Genomic DNA, 24,740 nt, shown 5'->3' on the forward strand with positions numbered 1-24,740 from the left:
TTAAGCAGATTCTCAGAAAACCATCAATGAGACAGACTAGCCTAAATTTAGTTGCAATATCTATCTTTCTCATGACACTATCGGCACTGTTGGGGCCATTCTTCAACTTATCGCCAACAGTACCAGCGCTTGCCACCTTTGCCATTTTGGGAATAGCGACTTTTGACAGCTTTAGCTTACAAGGTAAGGGCGGTAGTATCTTTTTAGATTGGGTTGCTGGTTTTAAGAGCGAACACCGCGATCGCATTATCCACCACGAAGCAGGACATTTCTTAGTTGCCCACCTGTTGGGTATTCCTGTTACTGGCTACACCCTCAGTGCTTGGGAAGCCTGGAAGCAAGGGCAAGGTGGACAAGGCGGCGTGACCTTTGATGATAGTGAATTAGCATCTCAACTAGAAGTAGGTAAAATCACTGCCCAGATGCTAGACCGCTACTGCACTGTTTGGATGGCGGGTATTGCTGCGGAAACCTTAGTTTTTAATAATGCTGAGGGTGGAACTGATGATAAAAATAAGTTGATACAAGTATTGACAATTTTAGGTTTTTCTGAATCAGTTTATCAACAAAAAATCCGGTTTCATGCCCTACAAGCAAAAACTCTACTACAAGAAAATTGGTCTAATTATGAAGCTTTAGTTAATGCCATGCGACAACGCAGTTCTGTAGAAGATTGTCGGGAAAAGTTGGAAGTGGGGCATGGGGAATAGGGTATGGGGAGATGGGGGGATGGGGAGATGGGGAGATGGGGGGGACAAGGGGGACAAATTCCTCTGTCAACAGTCAACAGTCAACAGTCAACAGCAACACCCCTAATTCCCAACTTTTACGAAGAAACAACGTTCAAATGGGGAATATGAGATAAATACTTAGAGGCGATAACCCGATTGCGTCCAGTAGTTTTTGCTTGTAGTAGGCATTGATCGGCACGATTGAGCAGACTTTCTCCTTGGTCGTCGTCTTCAGCTTCTAAGGAGGCTGTGCCTAAACTAATGGTGATGTTAATTGTCAGTTTATTATTGATGGCAAATGGTTCGTCGCTGACTATGCGATTGAGACGACGGGCTACAATTAATGCTTCGTCGCCAGTGGTGTTTGCTAGAAGAATTACAAATTCTTCACCACCGTAGCGAAATGCGGTGTCTTGAAAACGCAGGTTGTGTCGTAGACGCTGACATAATAGCTGCAAAAGGCGATCGCCAACTAAATGTCCGTAAGTGTCGTTAACTTTTTTGAAGTGATCTATATCTAAAATAATCAAACTCAGGGAAGTTTTCTGAGTTCTAGCTTTTTTAATTTGCCTGGGTAAATCCCATTCTAAAGCACGGCGATTATTTAATTCTGTTAATGAATCAGCTAAGGCGATGGCTGATAATAAATCATTTGTCCGAATCAAATCTCGGTATTTTTGCGCTTTCCGCAAGCCAACGGTTAATTGAGCCAGTATTAACCCATGATTGGCGGTCAATTCTGCCAAGTTTTCCTCAGTTTGTTCGTCAATCAGATGCCAGATATAAGCATCAGCTCCTTGCTTTAACATTGCAGTAGTCATTTCTAATTCCCTGTGCCAACCGTATTTTTTTCTCTCATCGATCTGTTGGCGACGGTCTTCACAGAAAATACAGTAAATCCATGATAGTTTTGTCTGGTCTTTCAACCAACTGCACAATTTCATACTGCCATCTAAGCTACCCTGTACAAATATGATGTCAGGGGGTGTCATTTGAATGTAGGACACCGCCTGATTTAGATTATCGATAACTTTTACATTAAAGGCGATCGCATAACGTATCCGATCTGGAAGTGTGTTGCAGAAATTATTATTTCCAAAAACCAAAATGGAAATATTCATTGCTTTTTTACAGTATTTAAATTTTCAGAAGACAGATTAAATTAAAATTTGTTGTTCTTGTCGTTTAATAATAAATTGACCGGATCGGACAACAATAAAAATTCCAAAACTTCAATTAATTAAGAAGTGACAATAGTTTGTAACCCATAACTCGAACTCAGGTAATTTGGTTTTGAATTTGAGCTTTTTATTTTTTAAGTAGCCTTTCGGCTCACTTATGTTTCTTGTTATATGTGTTTTTAACGCTAAATTTAAAAAACACCTTCAATTTTAATATCCTCTTAACACTGTATATTTATTAGTACGATTGCTGAAATTTAAATTTATAATAACTAATTTCTACTTTACATAATGTTTTTAAAACAGTAAAAATACTGAATATTTTATAATCTCTTATCAAGCTTCGGTATAGTTTCTTGGATTGTATTTACCTGAGGTAATTACGAAAATCAAGATTTTAAATCATTCTCAATTTTCCCAGCAAAATTGCTGAAATTACCAAAAATAAAATTTTTATTAAATTTTAAATTTAACCGTAAAAACCACATTCTCATAAATATCAAAAAGACTAAATAACTTTAATCAATAGACATTTATACCTTTGTTTTAAGTCACTCTTGAAGAGAGACTTCTTTAGGGAACTCTAAAAATAAATAACACCACATGCTAGTTGACAGTTCACAGTCAACTGTCAACTGTCAACTATATAACAGTCTTCTATGGAATATTTTCTTACTAGAAAGTTCCTTAATTTGTCAGTTTCATCGACGGATTAGGATGTGAAATGTGTTTTAAATTATTGACTTTTACACCATCTGAGTTTTTCTTTTAAAGATTAGCCTTACATCAGCATGAAAAAAATTTCACTGTAAAACTACCTCCCGTAGAAGAAAATTTTGCAGATACTGATGTACCCTAAAATTACTGAGTTCATTACTAGGGCAAAAAATTCACTATCTCAGTGGTATTAGTCGTAGAAAAAATTCTTCTACTTAGGTTTTTTCGTCTTGCTTTACTGGATTTACATTTTTATTTGGAAAAATACTATCGATGTACAAAAAATTAAATAAAAAACGCTATGTCAAAATGTACCCCTATTACGGGGAAATTAATTCAACTCGGTTCTTTTAGTAAGTAGAATTGCGAGAAAAAGATTTTGTCAGTGTAGCCTAAAATATTAAAATGTCAAGTTTTGTAACAAGTGAGAATGGGATTTAGTACCCTTCAACAGAATCACCAGTAGCAAGAATTACCTGCTTTAGGGGTTTCCAAGTAAAAAAATATTCTATTATTGTTGACGGTTGACCGTTGAGTGTTAACTGTATTTTCTGCACATCCATTAAAAGCAATATTTGATACTTTCAGTTTTAGTGCTATTTTTTACCTTCATATGGGGTTTTTAAATTATTTCTTAAGAATTGGGATCGGACAGCGGTTAGAGTACCAAAATCAAGCAAGCTACTTGAGTGTTAATTGATAGCTAATAACTCGTAATAAAAGCTGGCAACGGCTATATCTCCTTGAATGGCAGCAACATAAAACAAAATGCAAGAATATATAAAGCTGCTTATGGAAATACACTTAATACCAAAGCAAAAGTCAAAAGGCAGATAATAGTTAACTGTTGACTGTTCACAGTTGACTGTTAACTGTTCACCGTCATCAATCAACTATCATCAATCAACCTTCATTAGTCAAAAGTTAAAAACTCCCATGTCTTCAAATCCCCAACACTTCAGCGGTAACGAAATTCGCAAAACATTTCTAGACTTCTATGCTGGGCGCGGTCACCAAGTTCTGCCAAGTGCCTCCCTCGTGCCAGAAGACCCAACCGTGCTGCTGACGATCGCGGGGATGCTACCATTTAAGCCGATATTCCTGGGACAGCGCACACCAGAATTTAAGCGGGCTACCACTTCCCAAAAGTGTATCCGCACCAACGACATTGAAAACGTCGGACGTACTAAACGCCATCACACGTTCTTTGAAATGCTGGGTAATTTCAGCTTTGGTGATTATTTTAAAGAACAAGCGATCGCTTGGGGTTGGGAAATTTCGACAAAAGTCTTTGGCTTATCTCCAAAAAACCTGGTAGTAAGCGTTTTTCAAGATGATGATGAAGCCTTTGCTATTTGGCGGGATCAAATTGGTGTGCCAGAAGCGAGAATTAAACGCTTGGGCGAAGATGATAACTTTTGGGCATCCGGCCCCACCGGCCCTTGCGGCCCTTGTTCCGAGATTTATTACGACTTCCACCCAGAACGCGGCGACGAAAATATAGATTTAGAAGACGATACCCGGTTTATCGAGTTTTATAACCTCGTGTTCATGCAATATAACCGGGATGCTTCTGGGAATTTAACGCCACTGCAAAACAAGAACATCGACACCGGCATGGGTTTGGAAAGAATAGCGCAAATTCTCCAAAACGTGCCGAATAATTACGAAACTGACCTGATTTTCCCAATTATCCAAACAGCAGGTCAAATTGCTGGCATTGACTACCACAGCAGCGATGAAAAAACCAAAGTTTCCCTAAAAGTGATTGGGGATCACGTGCGTTCCGTTGTCCACATGATTGCTGATGAAATCCGCGCCTCCAACGTCGGACGGGGTTACGTGTTGCGGCGATTAATTCGGCGTGTGGTGCGTCATGGGCGATTGATTGGGATTGATGGGGAATTTACTACCCAAGTTGCCGAAACTGCGATCGCTCTTTCAGAATCAGCTTACCCCAACGTGCGCCAACGAGAAGCAGCAATTAAAGCTGAGTTACAACGGGAAGAATCTAATTTCTTGAGAACTTTGGATAGAGGGGAAAAGCTTTTAGAAGAAATCATCCAAGAAGTAAAACAGCAAGGCAAAACCTCTATTAGTGGTGAAAGTGCCTTTACTTTATATGATACCTACGGCTTCCCCTTAGAACTCACCCAAGAAATTGCAGAAGAACAGGGATTAGAAGTTGATGTTGAGGGTTTCAATGCCGAAATGCAAAAGCAGGTGGAACGCGCCAAAGCAGCACACGAAACCATCGATTTAACAGTCCAAGGTTCCCTCGACAAATTAGCAGAACACATCCACGCCACCGAGTTCTTAGGCTACACCCAACCGACGACGACGGCGAAAGTCGAAGCGATTTTAGTAGAAGGCGTTTCCCAAGAAGCAGCAGAAGCCGGAACATCGGTACAAATTGTGCTTGACAAAACGCCATTTTATGCTGAATCTGGGGGACAAATTGGCGATCGCGGTTATATCTCCGGTGATGGTGTTTCGGCTTCGCTCAACACAGGCATCGTGATTCGTGTAGAAGATGTGAAGAAAGAATCTGATTTCTTCGTTCACTTCGGACGCATCGAACGGGGTACACTGCGTATCGGAGATGCTGTCACTGCCCAAATCGATGTAGCTTGTCGCCGTCGCGCCGAAGCTAACCACACCGCAACGCACTTATTACAAGCAGCCTTGAAGAAAATTGTCGATGATGGCATCTCTCAAGCAGGTTCCCTGGTTTCCTTTGACAGATTGCGCTTTGACTTCAACTGTCCCCGTGCCTTGACAGCAGAGGAAGTCCAACAAATTGAAGAACAGGTAAACACTTGGATTGCCCAGGCGCACACCGCCAAAGTAGAGGTATTACCTTTAGCCGAAGCCAAAGCTAGGGGGGCTGTTGCCATGTTTGGCGAAAAATACGGAGAAGAAGTGCGAGTAATCGACTTTAAGAGCGTATCAATGGAACTATGCGGTGGTACGCATGTAAGTAATACTGCTGAGATTGGCGTCTTTAAGATTATTTCTGAAGCGGGAGTTGCTTCTGGGGTGCGACGCATTGAAGCGGTTTCTGGGCCTGCCGTGTTGGATTATCTCAACGTCCGGGATAAAGTAGTTAAAGATTTGAGCGATCGCTTTAAAGTCAAACCCGAAGAATTACCAGATAGAATTACAAGTCTGCAAACCGAACTGCGAACAGCAGAAAAACAGCTAGAATCTTTGAAAGGACAATTGGCGATCGCTAAATCCGACAGCTTGCTACAAACAGCCGAAACTGTAGGCGATTTTAAAGTTATCGTCGCCCAATTAGAAGACGTAGACCCCGAATCATTGAAAACCGCAGCCGAACGCTTATTACAAAAAATCGGTAACGGTGCGGTGGTACTGGGTTCTGTTCCCGAAGCTGGAAAAGTCAGTATAGTTGCGGCCTTTAGTCCAGAAGTTAACAAAAAAGGACTGCAAGCTGGTAAATTTGTGGGAGCGATCGCAAAAATCTGTGGTGGCGGCGGCGGTGGTAGACCAAACTTAGCCCAAGCCGGCGGTAGAGATGCGAGTAAGTTGCCAGAGGCGTTGGCACAGGCGCAAAGTGAGTTAAAATCCGCGTTGGGTTAACTTCCTGTAAAGTAGGCATTCGTAGAGACGGCGATTTATCGCGTCTCTTGCCTTAACTGAATTGGTGTTCTAGATTCAGCAAAGTTGCAAGCCGAAATCAGGTACGAGATATTCCGGTATCCGTACCCTTGAGATAATTTTCTATCTTCTAATAAGGACAGAACATTCCTTAGTTTATCTTCAAGTTGCTGCTGACTACCCCACTTAGTCAACAGCATTTTTTGAATAGGTCTAACAATCCGCCGAAATTGCTCTTGGTTAAGTTCTTCATCTTCTGGTTTTTCCGTGATTAAACTATGAGTAATAAACAGTTCTGTGCCCTCAATTTTTTGACTTTCAATTAATTGAACAATCTCTTGGAAATTGCTTTCAATAAATTTATTATTCGTATATTTTAAAATTACTGGGTCTAGTATAAATAGCGTTGGAATATCTTCTGTATTTTTAACGAGTAAAGAATGTCTTTCTAGTAAATCATTTAAGGTTTGAAATAGCTGATTATAAGACAAAAATTGATTAGTATCTTCTACTAATTGATACCATGAAGCTGAATTGCGTCTGATAGCTACCCAATATATAAGATTGATTTCTGCTTTTTTGAGTTTTTCAAATTGTCTATCTAAAAAGTCAGTAATTACATCATCAACCAAAATTGAGTTAGCCATAAATGGCGATATATCACCATCAAATACAGTACGAACGCTCTGTGCAATTCTCTTCAGTATCCACGGGTTGCTATAACGCCTGCTAAATTCTTCTAGCTCACTATCTGTGCCAAAAAGACTTTCTGCTCTTAAAATTTCTTTTGCTTCTTCACAGGTTAAAACTCCCAATCTTTTGAAACGAACTAATTGTCCTTCTAATATTGTAATATTTTGAGTTTTTTCTCTACTAAGCAATAATAAACTGCTTCTATGGGCTTCTTTAGCAACTCTCTCTAAAAATACCTTATAGCTTGTAGTATCTTCGTTATCCTCCTCTGTGATTTCTTCCCAACCATCCAGCACTATTAAACATCTTTGATGATGTAAATACTGCATTATTTGAGAAATATTACCTTCTTCTTTTTCACATTGAGATAAGAATTGTATCAGTTTGATTACAGTTTGGGCAAATGGAGGTGCTGATTGGAGAGAAATCCAGATTAAGTAATCATATTGGTCAGCAATATTGTCTACTAAATGCCTAGCTAAGGCGCTTTTTCCAATTCCCCCCATCCCATGAACAATAATTAAGCGACAGCGTTCTTGAATCAGCCATTTTTGAAGTTCAGCTAACTCTTGAGTGCGACCAAAAAAATTATAAATAGTAGGTGCTTCATTCAAATCCCTCTTAGCATCTACTTCATTTTCTGCTATATCTTCCCAGTTTAAGCCCAACACTTGGCAAAAAGTCTTAAATGTGTTTGCTTCAATACGGTCTTTTGCCCAAAGGAAGCGTCTCCAACTCATTAATGAAATACCTGCACCACGAACATTAGGACGTATATAGAACTTTTTGAAAATCTCAATTGCTTCTTCAAGCCATCTCGGATCTTCTATAATCCGACCCTTTTTTTTTCTGGCTTGACCAATTAGGATTTTTCCTTGTTGGGAAGCCCTTAAAGTCCTTCTACACATAAATTTCAATAATTTAAATTTCAATGATGTATTATATTGTATTTTAGGTTATTACTACTGCCCCTTTATAAATTCTCTGTTAGTTGATTATTTCGTTTTGGTGTTTCTAGATAAGTCAATTTACATTTACCAGATTTAGGATCGTATTGAGCTTGCACTAAAATACCAACGCCCGTCAATGCTTTGCGATCATGCTTATTATCAAATTCTACTTTCACTGTAGTAGCGCCCAGTGCTGATATACTCTGTAATTCTTTGTATAATTTCTGACGGTTTGGATTATTATTTTTTTGAAATTGAAGCTTAGTCAAAGCTTGAATAAATGCTTTCGCTGCATCATATGAACTAAGTGTTCTCCAACTCACTTCTGCTGTTTTCCAAATGTCTAGGGCTTTCTTTTTAAAAGTGTCATTAGCTAAACTGTGATGAGAAAATACCGCAACCACCATTCCGTCAGCATAATTTCCGAGGTTGTCTGAATACAGAACATCTCCTGCTAGTACTTGTAGCTTTTGTGTTCCCAAATTATCATTTAGTTGAATAATCTCTAGTGCTGGTGTTTTAGTTCTAGGACTGGGAGCTAACATCAACGCCTGCACTGGCACTTTTTGGTTCCGTACTAATTGGATGCAAGTTCGTGGCTTTAATCGTCTTAAATCACAGTCGAGAAAATCTTGCTGATTTGCACCTTTGTCTTCTATCAGCTTCTTTTCAAATTCTCCTTTCAGAGATTCGCTATAAGGATCTTCAGATTCAAAAACAATCATTACTTTCCTCTTTCCACTTTCCCACATATAGTCAGCTAAGTCTCCAGCAGCAATGGAGTCATCAGAGGCTGTGCGGAAAACGTAAGGATTCAAATTTGGTTTGTCTGAGTAAAGATTAGGTGTCCTGATAGCGGTACTTGTGGGTGCAATCAGAACAACTTCTTTTTGACCATAAATATCTCCTACTTCCCAAATATATTTACTTGTATAGCGACTAATAACTCCTAATATTTCACTACCGTTAAAATAGCTGAGTTCTCCTGTAATTTTTTTCTCAGAAAGTTGCTTAGCTACTTGTTGAATTTCATTTATATCGTCACTATTATTCTTTGCTATTAGAATTTGCACTACTGGCGCACCTTGTGTTTGTTCCTTTAGAACTTGGGCAACACCACGTAGTATTTCTAGATTATTACCACGTTCTGTTTCTAGACTTGAAATAACAACTGCAATGGTTGGAAGTGTACGAGCAGATGCAGTTTGAGCAGCTTTAGAGTTGTAATAGTAAATCGATGTCTCTGGATCAACTTCACATTTATTGTTAGGACGGTCATCAAAAGCTTCTTTAAATTGATCTAAGGCTTGTTTAAAATAGTCTTCAGCTTGTTTAAAATCTGCTGGCAAACCTGAAGAACTAGCTTGTTTAAAAACATCTATTCCTTTTCGCTTCAGATTATAAGCATTTGTGCATTTTGGAAAATCTAGAGTTTCTTTCCTCTGAGTAATGAGAGCATTTTCTCCCCTACTAAAGTATTCGTCTGAAAGTGTCATTGGTGGAGTTTCTGTTTGATTAACATTAGTTACTCCTGTTTGATTATCATTAAGTACTCCTGTAAATATTGAATGTAGAATAAAAGCGATCGCCACTGCTAACAAAGCCAAAAAGCCAAAACTTACCCAAGACCACGGTCTAAGAATTCTTCTAACCCTTTCTAAAATGGGACGTTCTGGTGGTCTTGTTGGTTGTGGCTTTGGTGGTGGCGGTAAAGATGATGAAGGATCTGGAAATGTAATGGGATCTGATGGTGTTGATATAGCAGACAGAGCCTCAATAACCTCTTTTGGAGACTGATATCGTTGATTTGGATATGGGGACAGCATCTTGTCTAAAATGCGTGCAAGATTTTCTTCGACGTTAGGAATGTATATTCTCCAGCTTTGGTATAGTAGATTATTGGTATTGCATATTTGCGCTGGTTCTTTACGTGTTAGTAAATAAACACAGGTCGCAGCAATAGCATATAAATCTGCTGAAATATCTATATCTCTACCACACAGCTGTTCCGGGGGTGCATATCCAACTGTACCCATTGCACGAGATTGATTTACAGGAACACCAGGCTCTAATTCTCTTTTTATCGCTCCATCAAAATCGATTAAATATAGTTTATGATTGGAAATATGACGAATTATATTCGAGGGTTTGATATCTCGGTGAATAACATTTTGCGAATGAGTATAACAAATGATTTGTAAAAGCGATCGCAAAATTTCCACTACTCTAAGTTCTGAAAATCGCCTGCTTGTGGCTAATTCCTGAGCCAGCGTTTGACCAGGAATATAAGTCTGTACTAAGTAAAAAAATTTTTGCTGTTCGGATACTTCCAAGTCAAAATAATCGTATACTTTAGGAATTTCTGGGTGGCTCAGATTATTTAAAATTTTTGCTCCTTGCTTAAATCCTTGTATTACTGATTCAAGTTTTGGTAATGTTAGCCTCTCAACAGGACGTAATATTTTGATTGCACAATCTTGGTCTAAATTAAAATCATATGTGCGAAATGTTTTTCCAAATCCTCCACTGCCTATTTCGTCTAAAGGCAAGTAGCGATTTTGAAGAATCAGAGGAGTCCTACACCATTCGCAATATCTTTGTACTCTAGGATTGATATTAGGCAAGTTCTCAGTGAAATCCCTTTCAGGATGCGGGCAGTTAGGATTGGTGCAGGAAACTCTCATTTATTAACCTTCAGCATTTAGCTACACACTGGATAACGAATTATTCAGAGTCTCAGAACCCCGACTTCTTAAAAAAGTCGGGGTTCTCACTGTTATGTCTAAATTTCTTTTTTCAAACCTAAGCCGAAATAAAAAACAGCAAAAGAGACTGCAAACTTATCTCGTTTCAGCCCTACGTGCCCTTACATTTTAATTAACTAGTAAATATTCATATCACTAAAAGTTACGTTTTTTTTCCTCAGAATTATTATTTACGTAATCATTCTCAAATAAAGTCATTATTTTTGCAATATCCTGAAAGTTGCGTTTTTTATCATAGATTAAATTCTATGCATTGCATAGAATTAATTCTATAAATCATGCTTTGAGTCTTTGTTCAGAAAGTAAAGGTAGTTCTAACTACTCCCAAAAAAATGTCTCCATTCTGCTCATTGTGATTTGGTGCTGTCAACCAAAGCAAAGCAGGGGTAATACTGATGTTCTTGTTGATTTGATACCGATAAAACCCTTCAATATGAAATCCGGTATCTGGGTCACGACGAGGTAAGCCTGCCAGGGGTGCGGAAGTACCAGTCAACTTCGGTTGCATCCCGATGATAATCCCTCCCAAATTACCTTGTTTGCCCAAGTCAGGGAAAGCCAGAGTCACAGCCCAACTCCAGATATCAGCATTGACTTCTTCTTTCAGCACTCGTGCATTGGTGTACGCTACTGATCCACCAAGTTGGAAGCCTTTACTAATTCTTACATTCGTTTCAATACCAAAGGAATCAGAGCTAACTTCTTTGTTTAACAAGTTGGAGTTTGAACTGCCAGTATTATGTCCTAAACCGTTTTTGTTGTAGGCATTGACGTAAGTAATGGCAATTTTGGTAACTTTGTTGTCTATATTGTTGTCCTTATCTATCTCATCTTGTGTAGGCATACGATTAGGATAAAATACAATCTGTCCCAATGCACCATAGCCACTATTAAACAGGCCACTGACGGGATCGTTAGTATTTTTTGCCAGATAAGCCAGCTCTAATTTGATATTCTTACTCAGCTTATAAGTCACACCTATACCTGTATCTCCACCCAAACGAAAGATGTGACTGTATCGAAGACCACGAAAAGTTGTGCCGTTGGCATCGCTTCGTAGAGGATTAATAACATCCCAATCATCAAAGTAAGTATTAGAGCCTGTGGCAATAAGAATTTTGAATTGCTCACTGGGTTCATAACTATATTGAAGCTTACTTATAAAAGCATCATTAGTTGAATTACTACCAGATGCGAAACTTAGTCGAATATCATTTCCCGGTGTAATGGGATTAATAACATTAGTTGCTTGCAAGCGCACAAGTAACTCATCTCTCGGAAACGAAGACTTATCTTTCGGTTTGATAAAGCTGGTTTTAGAGGTGATACGCACCCTACTAGAAAATGTAAGGTTGTTATCATCCCCATTTCCACTACGACTAGCATCTCCAAAAGTATTCACACCAGCAACTATCAACTCGCCAGTTACTTTTATCTTTCTATAAAGCTGGTTTTTCTTTAGCTGTTCCAGCTTTTCCTCTAGCTGAGCGGTACGTTTTTCCACAGCATCAACTCTATCCCGTAAGCTTGCGAGTTCGGGTGTGAATTCCTTTTGTAACTTTTGTAAAGTCGCTAAATCTCCTTTAGCAACAATGTCTGTGACATTAACAGCAATGTTTTTCTTAACTCTGTCTAAGCAAGCGTTTAATGCAGTCGCAAACTCAAAGCGAGTCATGGGGCGATCGCCTTTGAAACTGCCGTCTGCATATCCATTGATACAATCGTAACGCTCAACTAGAGATTGCAAAGCCCCAAACGCCCAGTCAGTTGGTTGCACATCAGAAAGCTGAGAAACTGAAGTAATGGGTGCAGAATCTTGCTGGACATATTGATTAACTTCCTGAAAGGAATCAGTGCTTTTTTCAGATTCTTTAGCCTTGGCACTTGCGAAAGGAGTTTCCACCACTATCAAAATCAAGACAGCAGAAATAACACCCAGAGTTAATCTGAGAAAATTCAACATATTTTTATATTGGTAATAATTATTTTTACAGAAACTTGAAATTCAATTGCACCATGCGGTGAATATTTTGCCCAAAACTTTGGGATTTTTTATCAGAGACTACAGGGCAAAATCCATGTATTAATGGCATTTTAGTATTAAAATCATCAAATTAGCTGAAGTATACTATAAATAATGTAGTACGATCAATAGCTCAATTAATGATTGTTATCAGGCTATAGAACACTCAAAAATCAATCTAGCTGATAATTTAACAACAAGTTTAGTAATCCTATTTCAATACGGTTCAGTTAAGGTTTTTTCATGAAAATTCGGGTGCATTCCTGTTTTTATTTTCAAACGACAGAATAACTTTTATTGCAATACAGTTCATTTAAGGGTTATTTGTGTAAATAATCGGTCTTTGAAGACGCAATAAATCACGTTTTTACATCGGGATTTTGGGCTTATCCCAAGCGTATTGACTTTTATTGCGTAGCTTGCTTCCACAAAGTAATACGAAGTGAAACCCAACAAAGCCTGGATAATGTTGGGTTACCCTTCAGGTTATTGCTACATTCCTGAACTGTTGTTTTAATAATTAATAAATTCCGACGCTTGAGTAACGAATCCGCTCAGGATAAACCCGAAAAGAATCAAAGAAATTAACAGATTCTGTGGTTAACTCATTTGGTGTCACAGCTCCCATAAAATAAAGACGCTGATTAACCACAAATGCACGATATTGTCCCAGACTTCCATCGGAGTATTGCATCAGTAACTCCAAACCAGGATGTCCATCAACTACAAAATTGGTGCTTCTAATCACCTTGCCAGTCAAACCAATACTTTCCCGCATTGCACTTTGCAATACTTGTCGAACTTGTGGAATAGGTATTCTGGAAGCTTCTGGAAAGTTTTTGTGTATAACGGTGTAAACTGTTTGAGTATTACGACTTACAGATGTCAATTCATCAGTTATATTTTTTGTGACTGTACCTGGCATGGAAATTTTGAAATCTTGCTCTGGCCCCCAATAAGTATCATTTTCAACTAATAAATTGGACTGCTTGGGTGTGAGAGTGTTTGTTTTAATAAACACTAATCCATTCGAGGATATGGGTTGATTAACTGACGCTAGTGCTGAGTTCTGCATTCCAATAACCAGTGCAAAAGAACTGACAGCAAGAGTTTCTAGAATATTTCTAGGTAGCATAGCTGAATCTCCTTATGTGTATTAATTTGATATTCTGTTGAACCATAATTAAAGATGTACCACTAAGGCAAATATTATTTGAGTCTCAGATATGGTTCAGAAAAAAGTTCACTAACACTCAGATAAAAGTTCAGCTAAGCTACTACCGTCCAGTAACCTTACGCTTTGGTTGAACCTAGCCAGCCGGGATTATATCTACTTTCTTCATTCTCAGGTAGTTTGGGAATATAGAGTTTAGTTTTTCAAAATGTCTTTAACTGAAGAAATTCTTTCCCAACTACCGGGTGATGTTTTAGCAGGGTTGCGTCAAAGCGATCGCATTTTAACATCCCTCAGAGAAAACACTGCACCTATACCAACATTAGTTACAGAAAGTCAGCAGCCTTTGGGGGTTGCAGATTACGATGTGCTTATCTGCGGTGGTACTTTGGGCATTTTAATTGGTTCGGCTTTAGCTACCAAGGGGCTGCGGGTGGCGTTGATGGAACGGGGAATTCTGCGGGGGAGGGAACAAGAGTGGAATATTTCTCGCAAAGAATTAGATGTGTTTGTGGAACTGAACTTATTGACGCAGGAGGAATTAGAAACTGCGATCGCCACTCAATATAACCCAGCACGAGTGGGTTTTCACGGTGGTACACAAATTTGGGTAGAGGATGTTTTGAATATCGGCGTAGATCCTGTATATTTACTGGCTAAATTAAAAACCCGATTTCTTGATGCTGGTGGAAAGTTGTTAGAACACACGCCTTTTAAAGAAGCGGTGGTGCATCCAGATGGAGTAATGGTCAATAATCAATTTAAAACTAGATTGTTAATCGACGCCATGGGACATTTTTCTCCCATCACTCAACAAGCACGTCAAGGAAAAAAACCAGACGCCCTTTGCTTGGTTGTGGGAACTTGCGCCCAAGGTTTTCCGGAAAATAACTCTGGGGATTTGTTGTTATCATTGACATCTTTGCAAAATCAGTGTCAGTACTTCTGGGAAGCGTTCCCAGCCAGAGACGGTAGAACTACTTACTTGTTTACCTACATGGATGCACATCCCCAACGCTTTAGCTTGTCAGCTTTCTTTGAAGAATATCTGCGTCTTTTACCAGAATATCAAGGTGTGGAATTGAGTCAGCTGAAATTTCAACGGGCGTTGTTTGGCTTTTTTCCCAGCTATCACCAAAGTCCCCTCAAAACTCCTTGGAATCGCATTCTACCAGTGGGAGATAGCAGTGGTAGCCAATCTCCCTTGAGTTTTGGTGGTTTTGGTGCGATGGTGCGTCACTTAAAGCGTTTAACATTTGGCGTTGAGGAAGCCTTAAAAACCGAACAATTATCAGCAAAAGCGCTGTCATTACTGCAACCCTATCAACCAAGTTTGACTGTTACCTGGTTATTTCAAAAAGCGATGAGTGTTGGTGTAAATCAAAAAATTCCTCCAGAGCAAATTAACCAACTACTTTCAGCAGTGTTTGAAGAAATGCAAAAGTTGGGTACGCCAGTACTGAAGCCATTTTTACAAGATATAGTACAATTTTGGGCACTGACACAAACACTCTTAAAAACTAATTTCTCTCATCCAGAAATAGTTATCAAAATAATTCCCCAAGTAGGTTTGGCAAGTTTGATGGATTGGATGGTGCATTACAGTAATTTAGGTGTTTATACTGCCTTATTTAAGTTAAGTTCAATGTTAGAAACATGGGTGAACAATCAACCAAAAGAACAACAATATTATTGGCATCGTTTGATTGATGCTTGGAAGTACGGCTCTGGTGGTGACTACTCAGAACAGTAAAATTCATAACTTAGGAGTCAGAAGTCACAATGATTGAAAAACTAATGGTTTTCTACCTACTGAATTTTATTCAAATTATCAAGCTTGCATATTCAAGCCTGATTAATTCTGAATTCTGAATTCTGAATTCTAATTAAATAATATGTGTGTGAGGATAATATAATGGAACCGAAACCTATGGAAATCAAATACTTTGCAATACTCATTAGTTTTCTGCGCGATCGCCAAGGTTTTTTAGAGGAAGTCCGCCAAGGTATAAGATTACCAAATAAAATCATTTCTCTACTAGTTTGTAGTTCTTTATTCCTGGCTATTTATGGCGGAATTATTGGTGCATATCATAGCTGGATGCAAGCTTTGTCTTCTGCCGTCAAACTTCCAGCCCTTTATTTAATTACATTGCTAATTTGTATCCCGACATTGTATTTTGCTAACGTAATTTTTGGTTCAAAACGGACATTTGGACAGCATTTAGCATTAGTTTTAACCGCAGTTTCCATTACTAGCGTCCTTTTATTTAGTTTTGCACCAATTACCCTATTTTTCTTATTAACTACCAATAATTACCAATTTTTAATTCTCTTAAATGTTGTTGTCTTTGCACTGACTGGATTTATTGGTATTTCCGCATTATATCAAGCCACAAATTTAGTTTTAGAACAAGATAATGAAGGTAGCAAAACACGCCAGACAATTTTAAAATTTTGGCTATTTCTTTACGCTTTTGTGGGTAGCCAGCTAGGATGGACTCTCAGACCATTTTTTGGCACACCTGATTCTGCATTCCAATTATTCCGCGAAAGAGAAGGTAATTTTTATCTCAGCGTGATTCAAGCTATCAGCTACTTGTTGGGAATTCGTCAGTAAGAATTCAGGAGTCAGGAGTCAGAATTCAGGAGTCAGAATTCAGAATTCAGGAGTCAGGAGTCAGGAGTCAGGAGTCAGAATTCAGGAGTCAGGAGTCAGGAGTCAGAATTCAGAATTCAGGAGGATTTCAGTAGAATTAGGATATTTATTTATCAAAATTTGCCTTGATTCTTTAATTATTCTGACTACGGATTTTTGAATTCTAAGTTATTACCAAAGCATACCAAATATCAACTATAAAAGCATTATGTTGGAAAAGCAATCTCACAGCGTTAAACAATTTAGTGTTTTGGTGAATTTACTACGCGATCGCCAATCGTTTTTAGAGGAAATTCGCCTGGGAATCAGATTAGAAAATAAAATCAGTTCTTTGTTTGTAGCTAGTTCTATTTGCTTTGCTATCTATGGCGCAATTATCGGTGCATCCCACGGTTGGGCACAAGCGTTATCCAGTGCTATCAAACTGCCGGCATTTTATTTATTAACACTGATAATTTGTTTTCCAACTTTGTTCTTTTTTAATGTTTTGTTTGGTTCGCGCAGTAGCATTCAACAGCATTTTGTTGTCTTACTCACATCTGTGTCAGTGATTAGTGTACTTTTATTCAGCTTCGCACCAGTTACACTATTTTTTCTCATCACTACTCCTGATTCTTATCAATTCTTCAAACTGTTGAATGTCTCAATCTTTGGCATCACAGGTATCTTTGGCGTCAAATTCCTTTATGAGGGAATACAACTACTTTCACAACAAGATGAAGTAGGCAAAACGACTCGCACCACTATTTTAAGATTTTGGTTATTGCTTTATGCTTTTGTGGGGATGCAGTTAGGATGGTTTTTCAGACCGTTCTTTGGGGCCCCTGACTCAAAATTTGAGTTATTTCGAGCCGTGAAAGGAAATTTTTATCTTGATATAATAGCTGCAATTTCTGAAATTTTAGGTTTCCGTTAACTCGACCCTAAAATTTGTCGTACAAAACTTAACAATCAGCAATTGAACATTTGTTCTTTGATGGCTTGGCAAATTGGCAACTATTACAAGAATAATTGTGTTAGCTTCAATACCATACAAGGTGTATTTGCACTTTCAAGCTATTTAGACGGGTTGCAACCCGTCTTTATTTATCGCCACAAAAGGATCTGACTCTTTACTTTCATCTAAATCGCACCATCTTTAAACCCAAAAACCCAGTCTTTATGACCGGGCTTTTGGTGGGCTATATTACCCCAAGGTTAGTTATAGAAGTTAGATATAGGTCGTTCGTTGTTCTATTAATTACTACAACGTCGAGATTGCCAATTCCAGAAAACTATAGCAATCCTAAATGGCTAACATGCTAGCAAATTATGTTAGAATGTTAGCATGTGGGCAAAATATTTTTGTTGGCATGTCGAATAAACTAGAAAAGAGAATAATTATGCAAATTTATATAGACATGGCAGCAGCGAAAAGGCGAGATCCGAACTATATGCAGTTAACAGGTGACGTAAAAAAAGAACTAGGTCTTAAGTTTAAGGCTATGTGTACCCTCAACCAGTTGGCGATCGGTGAAGGTTTAGAACAAGCGATAACTTTATGGCTTGAACAACAGCAACAAGAAAGCACACTATGACTGAAACCCCAGGACAAAACAACGGCCAACAACCTAGCCGACTTGACCAAATAGAAGCGCTACTGCTACAAACCAACACCAGCTTAAACCGAGTAGCCCAGCAGCAAGACCGTAATACTCAAGCACTAGCCCAGCTTTCACAAGAAGTTAGAGAATTAACATCCGATGTAACCCGTGTCTTAAGTCGTAGCGCAATACTTGACGATGTACTTTTAGAATTACGAGAAAGTCAGGAACAACACCAGCGCAATTTTGAAGAACACCAACGAACTACCAACGCAGCATTAAATCAACTTGGGGCTATCTTGGTGCAACTCACACGGATTGATCCTCAGAACTAGCAACGAACATTAGTGTATTTGTACTAAATAACTTTAGGGAACTCCAAAAAATAAATTATTCTAGTTAATGCCTTGACCCCTCTCCTATGGTCGCTGCTACGCAAAGCGTCTCGGAGGGAAGTGGTACAACTTGGCTCAGTGTAAAGGCTGATCGGAATCGAAGCTTTGACTGTTAACTATGAACCGTCAACAGTCAACAGCGAACAATCTTCTATGGAATATTTTTTTACTTGGAAGTCCCTTAACTACAGTTAACTGCTGAAGCTGAGTTTACTTTTGTTAAATCTCCAGTGAATATGGCTGTATATTTATAAGGTGATGAACCAGAACAAACCATAGAATTTGTATTAGCACGACGCGGAGTCCACCATGAATCAGCGTTCGCAGTCAAGTTGACGCCATTCCATGACAATCCAGTCACAACTAGAGAGTTAGTTTTGCCATCATCAGCCTTTTTTGCAGTCAGAAATGTCGCATAATAAACGCTACCATTTTGTGGATTAATTTTTGCTATGGTTGCGACTTTAGGGCCGCCACCGCTTCCATAACTACTTAGCCAACGACCAGTAGCAAAACGTCGAAAATCATTCCCAGGTTGGCTACCGGTGGCTGAAAAAACGCCATACAAAACGTTACCTCCATCCCAAAGTAATCCGTAGCCTGTACCATCATCATTAGTTGTTTCGTAATCACTACGACACCATTTTTTCACACCATTTTGAAAACTGATGATGCGGGGGTCTTTGTTTAAAGATGATACTTGTTGATAACCAATATAGATGTTTGTTTGCCCAAAACTGACTCTGGGGGCATTTTTATTTTTGATAGTTGTCTCGCTGTCATTGCATGTAAAGGCTACACTTTTACCAATAGATGACTGTATAGTAGTTTGGGCAAAAACTGAAGTAATTGGTAAATCAGCAGCCAATACCAATGATAAGAATGAAAATGTTAAATATTTCGGTAAATTACGGCGATAAATCATTGTATTTATGGGGTTAAAATGTCCAAAAAGACACCATATCACAAAGTTTCCCTAATTAGTAACCCCTAAACTAAATCAGCGATTTTTCATAGAGATAAAAGTCAAAAATCAGAAGTTATTCTCCCGATTTACCCTTAGTTCTGTTCGCCAAAAGTAAGCGACTCGTGACTTCTCTCCTTGTCTTCTGTGTCTGAACAATGAAAATATCTTGGTTTTTCCAGTCCCCAGTTCCCAGTCACCAGTGCCTATTTTTCAAGGAAGTCTAATATTTCTGATTTTTATTTGATGAGAGTAATAAAACATATAAAAAGGAGTGACGAGATTTGATATTATTTACATCTCAATCTATCACTCCTAACAACTTGCGCGTTGATAAGCTGTTACGCATTGTTAAATTACACCAGCTTAGCAGTCCATCGATCCTCTAACTAAAGAAGCGGATATTTGTTAAAAATATATGTGTTTTTCTATACATTTTTTGTAAACTCAGAAAATCTATTTTTCCATTGAAGATACATTGTTTCCACTATTGCTTTTCCTCAATAGTCTGATTTTGCCTGTGTAAGAGCAATATCTATTAATAATTTATTAAATGTAAATGTGTCTAAGAATACAATCAAACTTAACTAAGATTATATATCTAGGGTGGTAGTGCCATGATTCTTGTGATGGAAGTTTGGTAATAATGGAAACAATTATCATTAAGATTCAATAATTCAAGGAAAAATTATGTCTACCCACTTAACTTAAGGAAATTTCTAAATTTTAGGTTTTTCAATGTTGACCTACTTAGAATTCTCCTACCAAAGGTAGAAGTAATACTGAGTTAAATGCTATAAGATATACATTTAAAGTTTGTGCTTGGCAAAAAATTCACAACAATTGCAGCTGCATGAAACTTAAATTTATTACTCAACAAAATCATCAATGCTGTAATTTTTTAAATCTTTAGTGAATAGATTTATTTTGCTCAACCTCTGCAAACAAGTGGCGGTAATTTAAGGTGAACATAGAAAAATTTATCCAACGCGCAGAAGTATTGCACAAGCGTTTAGCGGATTTATACCAAACTGCTAGCATCTTGCCTTGGATACCATCGGATCTTCTGCCACAGGCTTTTAAAGAATTATATAATACCTCAAAGATAGTGCAGTTAGCAGCAGAGGAATTGCATCAACAAAATGAGGAACTAATACAAACACGCAATTGGCTAGAAGCAGAACGCCAGCACTATCAAGATTTATTCGAGTTAGCACCAGATGGCTATATAGTAACTAATACAGAAGGTATTATTCAAGAAGCTAACTACACAGCAGCTAAATTATTTAATGTTTCAAAGCATTTTCTAGTAGGCAAATCAATGATAAATTTTGTCTCTCTAGAAGAACGTCAACAAATTCGCAATGAACTTGTACAACTATCGCAATTACCCAAAAGTAAAGAGTTATTAATACGTTTGCAAAAAAGTCATGGCGAATTATTTGATGCCGCTTTGACGGTGCTTGTTGTTCGTAATTCCCAAGGTAAGATAACTTGTTTGCGCTGGATGGTACGTAATATTTGCCAACGTCAGCCTTTAGAATCAGCAATAGTCAAGAATAATGGCTGTGATTTGTTTCCTGGTTATCCCGTGCAGAAATATTCTAAAGGAGAAACTATTCCTCTCAATCCATTGGTAATTTGGTATGTTTGTCAAGGTTTAGTTAAACTAAGTACTTATTGTGAAACAGGTGAAGAAGTACTATTAGGATTAGCAACACCAGAAATGGTTTTTGGTAGTAGTTTAACTTCTCTCAATGTTTATCAAGCAGTAGCCCTTTCTGATGTTCAGTTGGTGTCAATTTATGCGGCAGAAGTAGCCAACTCTCCAACTTTGAGTCATACTCTTTTACCAAAAATAAATCAACGCTTACAGCAAACAGAATCTTTTTTAGTGATTTCTGGAAGACGAAGGGTACAAGAGCGCTTACACTATTTATTACAACTTTTGCAACGACAAATTGGTGAAACTGTACCAGAAGGAACTCGCTTAAGTGTTCGTTTAACTCATGAAGATATTGCTAGTGCTTGTTGTACTACGAGGGTAACAATTACACGATTAATAGGTAAATTACAAGAACAAGGTGTAATTGATTTTGATTTCAAAAAACACATGATTTTGAAAAATCTAGATTAGACCTCTTGCAAAAGTTACTTTTGCAAGAGGAGGAAAGGGACTCATGTTAAAGGGAAAAGGGTTTTTATTTGCCCTTTCCCCGGTTGGTGAGCTTGTCGAACCATTACCCCTTACCCTTTTCTCCACTTTTGCAAGAAGTCTATTAACAAGAAAGGCAGAGGGCAGGAGGCAGAAGGCAGAAGGGAATTCTGTTTCCTGCCCTCTGCCCGCGACCAAAGGGAGCAAGGGTTTAAGTCCCCCACCAAAATCGAAGATTTGGTGGCCCGCAATCAGTCTGGGTCTGAAGCCCAGACTGCATTGCATCCTTCTGCCCTCTGCCTTCTGCCTTCTTCACTTATTCATTTTTCAGGAGCTAATTTGCTTCACCATACACTTGACCAATACTCCGATCGCTATTAATCTCAATTACTAAATCAACCGCTGTTGCATCTTTTACTAACGGCTTGATGAATAATTCCGGGTGGAGCGATCGCCAAAAATAATTGACAAATTGCTCTATCTCTGCATCGTTCATTCCCGATTTACCCGCAGCAATCATCTGGTGTTCGGCGTGTTTGCGCCACTCTAAAGAACAACGATAATCGCTGGGATACAACACAATTAAGCTGTCTAATCGCTCCCACAGTGGTAGATAATCGTGGAGGCGGAGATTCATATCGCGGGCAAATCCTCGATCTTCCTCTGTAACAATTGGCGGCGGTGCAGTATCAAATAAGTCTGGATCGATTGGTCGCACGCCCACAAACCAACCTTCAAATAGTACTATATCTATATTTGTAACGATTTCTGGATTAGTGCGATCGCCTGCACCCTTGTATGCAGATTTATCAAACCGGGGAACCATAACTGGACTTTGGAATTCGCGGATTTTATCTAGTACATTTAAACCCAAGTCGATATCGTGGGTTCCTGGGGGGCCGCGCCAAATCAAGCGGGGGTCTTGTTGTGTTAAGAGCAAGCGATCGCTATAAGTTTTATATAAGTCATCCAAAGACAAACTCAAAGTCTTGTACCCCAATTCATCGAGAATCAAGCCCAGAACTTTGCACATTGTGGTTTTCCCAGTCCCCTGTCCTCCCAAAATTCCCTGAATCAAAGGCCGTCCCAACTCTTGACGCTGCGATGCGAGTTTCATCCCCAAAGGCAACCACAAGTCCCACAAAACTTGTAACATTTCCTTGGGTTCCCTTCCTAAGGTAGTTTGGCAGAACTCGTTAAAAGCCGGCAATACAGATTTTAGAAGATGCGATCGCTTTTCAATTACCTCATCAACATTTTCCATCGTAATCCCAAAAGCCTTTGCCCTCAAACCATCTCCCCATCTCCCCATCCCTCTTATCCTCATCCTACGATCCCAACTTAAAGGCCTCAAGAAACAGACTGTAAGTAAAGCCAACTTTCAGGAGATTTAATGAGTCTACCAAGAGCGATCGCCTGCTGAAAAAAGGCTGGCGGTAAAATATTCTGCTAGTAATTTCCGTCAGTATTACTAAAAAACCAGCTACTACAATATCTAATTCTGCCCGTTGCCCAGCTGTGGTGGAAGCTGCATTTCCCAGAAAAAAACCGAACAAAAAACTAATGATCAGCAACGACATTCGCCGCCAAGGGTTGAGAAACCATTGCCCCAACTGCCTAGCAATGGCATCAAATAAGTTATTCAGACGTGTGTTTTGCATTAAACGACTTTTGCCAAGAAGTCAACGTATCTTGAAATATAGCAATGTTGAAACTGAGAAAATTAGTTTTAGTATCAGCTTATTTGTTAATATTATAAATATCTGCTGGGTTTCCAGTGTCTATTCAAACTTTTTTGTATATTTTATCATCTTGAAGGAAGTACATAGCTTCTTTAATGGCTACTTTTCCGGGTACAGGATGAAACATACCATCTAGATTTATATCTGGTTTGGTAACTGAAGCTTTGTTGAGACCAGTAGCGGTTTCACTGAGTTTTGTTGTTTGATACAAATGTATTTCCTGATTAAGTATCTGATTTTTGTTTTTTTTATGGAAGCTTACGTACAAAAACCGAGCAGCATACCTGTACACTCCTTGTCAGTTAAACATCAAAGGAATTACTTCCATAAAATGTTTGTGACTTGAAATGATATTTATCATACATTCCTCAGTATATTTTGAGGAAAATATATAGGAATTACATTCGATTTCTGTGAAGCTACCTACACTTTTATTCTTTTTTACCTGTTAAGAATTCCCTGTTCCCTGTCTCTGGGAGTAGTTCTCTAAATCAAATCGGATTCCTATATATTAGGCTACTTTGTGTCATCGCCTTTGGTTGATAAAGGGCTACCATTTGGTTAAGCCTAGACAAATATTTATTTCTAATAACTATTAATCAATATGAAATCCTTTGTTTATCGTAACCTGAGCGTTACAGCTTGTTGCTTAGGACTGCTAGTTGCTTTGGTTGGATGCTTGGGAGTTAGCGTATCCTTTGAGTCCACCAACCCAGATACATCATCGCAACTGCCATCTGATACTTCAGAGTGGGGCATAGCTTCATCTACAGGGATTTCACCTGAAAAAAATATCTTACCTAGTAACCTACCGCCTCTAGCAACCAACTCCAGCAATAAACCGCAAAATAGCACCAAAGAGAATACATATCCTGTTTTGGCAAATCGCGATAAATCAGCTACCAAACCCAAAGGACAGGGAGCTTTGCGGATGAGCAATCAAACTAATCAGCCTGTGCGGCTAGCCTTACTAGCGCGAGAAGTAGCCAAAGGTTCTAGCGGCAAACAAATTAACTATGATGTCCCAGCACATTGGGATTTTGCCCCTGAAGAAGGTAGTAACAAAGGGCTGATTTTATCCTTACCTCAGAATAATTTGAAGGTGGAAAAGGGAGATATTTTAGTGGCCTTTGCACAAGATGGCTCCCGTCGTTACTGGGGCCCCTACGTTGTAGGAGAAACTCAACTACCAAAGTGGAATACCCAAAGCAAAGAATGGGAACTGATACTGAGTCCATAATTTAGTGGGGATGGGGCATTGGGGGTGATGACTGATGACTGATGACTGTTGACTGTTGACTGTTGACTGTTGACAGAAGAATTATTCTTCCTTGTCGCCCTTGTCTCCCCCATCTCCCCATCCCCCCATCTCCCCATCTCCCCCATC

Annotated in this window: 19 protein-coding genes; 10 read left to right on the plus strand and 9 right to left on the minus strand. The window is 38.7% G+C overall.

Features of this window, described 5'->3' with window-relative positions; translation table 11 throughout:
- Nucleotides 1–26 precede the first annotated feature (26 nt).
- On the plus strand, nt 27–710 hold the full coding sequence (locus tag VF06_RS23420) for an ATP-dependent Zn protease (protein WP_099067801.1): 684 nt from the start codon (nt 27–29) through the stop codon (nt 708–710).
- Between the two features lie 3 nt (nt 711–713).
- Entirely contained in the window at nt 714–860 is a 147-nt protein-coding gene (locus VF06_RS41150; protein ID WP_180267447.1) for a hypothetical protein, read from the plus strand.
- Here the strand turns inward: VF06_RS41150 and VF06_RS23425 are convergent.
- Nucleotides 827–1,852: a diguanylate cyclase gene (locus tag VF06_RS23425; protein ID WP_099067802.1), complete on the minus strand. Its 1,026-nt coding sequence runs from the start codon at nt 1,850–1,852 to the stop codon at nt 827–829. The genes VF06_RS41150 and VF06_RS23425 overlap by 34 nt on opposite strands.
- Nucleotides 1,853–3,565: 1,713 nt before the next feature.
- Here VF06_RS23425 and alaS point away from each other — a divergent pair.
- Nucleotides 3,566–6,232, plus strand: coding sequence for an alanine--tRNA ligase (alaS, locus tag VF06_RS23430; protein ID WP_099067803.1), 2,667 nt, complete (start codon nt 3,566–3,568; stop codon nt 6,230–6,232).
- A gap of 35 nt (nt 6,233–6,267) precedes the next feature.
- Here alaS and VF06_RS23435 read toward each other — a convergent pair whose 3' ends face one another.
- From VF06_RS23435 to VF06_RS23450, 4 genes are all read right to left on the minus strand, one after another.
- The gene (locus VF06_RS23435) at nt 6,268–7,875 is read right to left on the minus strand and encodes an NB-ARC domain-containing protein (RefSeq protein WP_244918081.1); all 1,608 of its coding nucleotides are present in this window, start codon (nt 7,873–7,875) and stop codon (nt 6,268–6,270) included.
- Between the two features lie 41 nt (nt 7,876–7,916).
- Nucleotides 7,917–10,442: a bifunctional serine/threonine-protein kinase/ABC transporter substrate-binding protein gene (locus VF06_RS23440; protein WP_180267450.1), complete on the minus strand. Its 2,526-nt coding sequence runs from the start codon at nt 10,440–10,442 to the stop codon at nt 7,917–7,919.
- 511 nt (nt 10,443–10,953) lie between these two features.
- On the minus strand, nt 10,954–12,621 hold the full coding sequence (locus VF06_RS23445; protein ID WP_099067806.1) for an iron uptake porin: 1,668 nt from the start codon (nt 12,619–12,621) through the stop codon (nt 10,954–10,956).
- 580 nt (nt 12,622–13,201) lie between these two features.
- Nucleotides 13,202–13,816, minus strand: a complete 615-nt coding sequence (locus VF06_RS23450) for a hypothetical protein (RefSeq protein ID WP_099067807.1) — start codon at nt 13,814–13,816, stop codon at nt 13,202–13,204.
- 247 nt (nt 13,817–14,063) lie between these two features.
- Between VF06_RS23450 and VF06_RS23455 the strand changes: the two genes are divergently transcribed.
- The 5 genes from VF06_RS23455 (at nt 14,064) to VF06_RS23475 (ending at nt 18,432) form a co-directional block, all read left to right on the plus strand.
- On the plus strand, nt 14,064–15,608 hold the full coding sequence (locus tag VF06_RS23455) for an FAD-dependent monooxygenase family protein (RefSeq protein WP_099067808.1): 1,545 nt from the start codon (nt 14,064–14,066) through the stop codon (nt 15,606–15,608).
- 162 nt (nt 15,609–15,770) lie between these two features.
- Nucleotides 15,771–16,475 carry an actin-binding WH2 domain-containing protein gene (locus VF06_RS23460; RefSeq protein WP_371411474.1) on the plus strand — a complete coding sequence of 235 codons (705 nt, stop codon included), beginning with the start codon at nt 15,771–15,773 and terminating at the stop codon, nt 16,473–16,475.
- A 247-nt stretch (nt 16,476–16,722) separates the two neighbouring features.
- A complete protein-coding gene (locus tag VF06_RS23465; protein ID WP_099067809.1) occupies nt 16,723–17,430 on the plus strand; it encodes an actin-binding WH2 domain-containing protein in 708 nt (235 codons plus the stop codon).
- Between the two features lie 466 nt (nt 17,431–17,896).
- Complete coding sequence (locus VF06_RS23470; protein ID WP_257208137.1) at nt 17,897–18,091, plus strand: hypothetical protein; 195 nt, start codon at nt 17,897–17,899, stop codon at nt 18,089–18,091.
- Complete coding sequence (locus VF06_RS23475; RefSeq protein WP_099067810.1) at nt 18,088–18,432, plus strand: hypothetical protein; 345 nt, start codon at nt 18,088–18,090, stop codon at nt 18,430–18,432. The genes VF06_RS23470 and VF06_RS23475 overlap by 4 nt, the downstream gene beginning before the upstream one ends.
- A 241-nt stretch (nt 18,433–18,673) precedes the next feature.
- Here the strand turns inward: VF06_RS23475 and VF06_RS23480 are convergent, their stop codons facing one another.
- The gene (locus VF06_RS23480; protein ID WP_099067811.1) at nt 18,674–19,417 is read right to left on the minus strand and encodes a hypothetical protein; all 744 of its coding nucleotides are present in this window, start codon (nt 19,415–19,417) and stop codon (nt 18,674–18,676) included.
- A gap of 1,003 nt (nt 19,418–20,420) precedes the next feature.
- On the opposite strand from VF06_RS23480, the gene VF06_RS23485 reads away from it, so the two are divergent.
- On the plus strand, nt 20,421–21,593 hold the full coding sequence (locus tag VF06_RS23485; protein WP_099067812.1) for a helix-turn-helix domain-containing protein: 1,173 nt from the start codon (nt 20,421–20,423) through the stop codon (nt 21,591–21,593).
- Between the two features lie 352 nt (nt 21,594–21,945).
- On the opposite strand, the gene VF06_RS23495 is transcribed toward VF06_RS23485, so the two are convergent.
- The 3 genes from VF06_RS23495 to VF06_RS41155 form a co-directional block, all read right to left on the minus strand.
- On the minus strand, nt 21,946–22,923 hold the full coding sequence (locus VF06_RS23495; RefSeq protein ID WP_244918083.1) for a glycerate kinase: 978 nt from the start codon (nt 22,921–22,923) through the stop codon (nt 21,946–21,948).
- A 16-nt stretch (nt 22,924–22,939) separates the two neighbouring features.
- A complete protein-coding gene (locus tag VF06_RS23500) occupies nt 22,940–23,272 on the minus strand; it encodes a DUF565 domain-containing protein (RefSeq protein WP_099067814.1) in 333 nt (110 codons plus the stop codon).
- Nucleotides 23,273–23,396: 124 nt separating this feature from the next.
- On the minus strand, nt 23,397–23,564 hold the full coding sequence (locus VF06_RS41155; protein WP_180267448.1) for a hypothetical protein: 168 nt from the start codon (nt 23,562–23,564) through the stop codon (nt 23,397–23,399).
- A 393-nt stretch (nt 23,565–23,957) separates the two neighbouring features.
- Here VF06_RS41155 and VF06_RS23510 point away from each other — a divergent pair, with 393 nt between their 5' ends.
- The gene (locus tag VF06_RS23510; RefSeq protein WP_099067816.1) at nt 23,958–24,593 is read left to right on the plus strand and encodes a hypothetical protein; all 636 of its coding nucleotides are present in this window, start codon (nt 23,958–23,960) and stop codon (nt 24,591–24,593) included.
- Nucleotides 24,594–24,740: the final 147 nt, after the last annotated feature.

This window comes from Nostoc linckia z4 (assembly GCF_002608075.1).
Taxonomy (GTDB): Bacteria; Cyanobacteriota; Cyanobacteriia; order Cyanobacteriales; family Nostocaceae; genus Nostoc; species Nostoc linckia.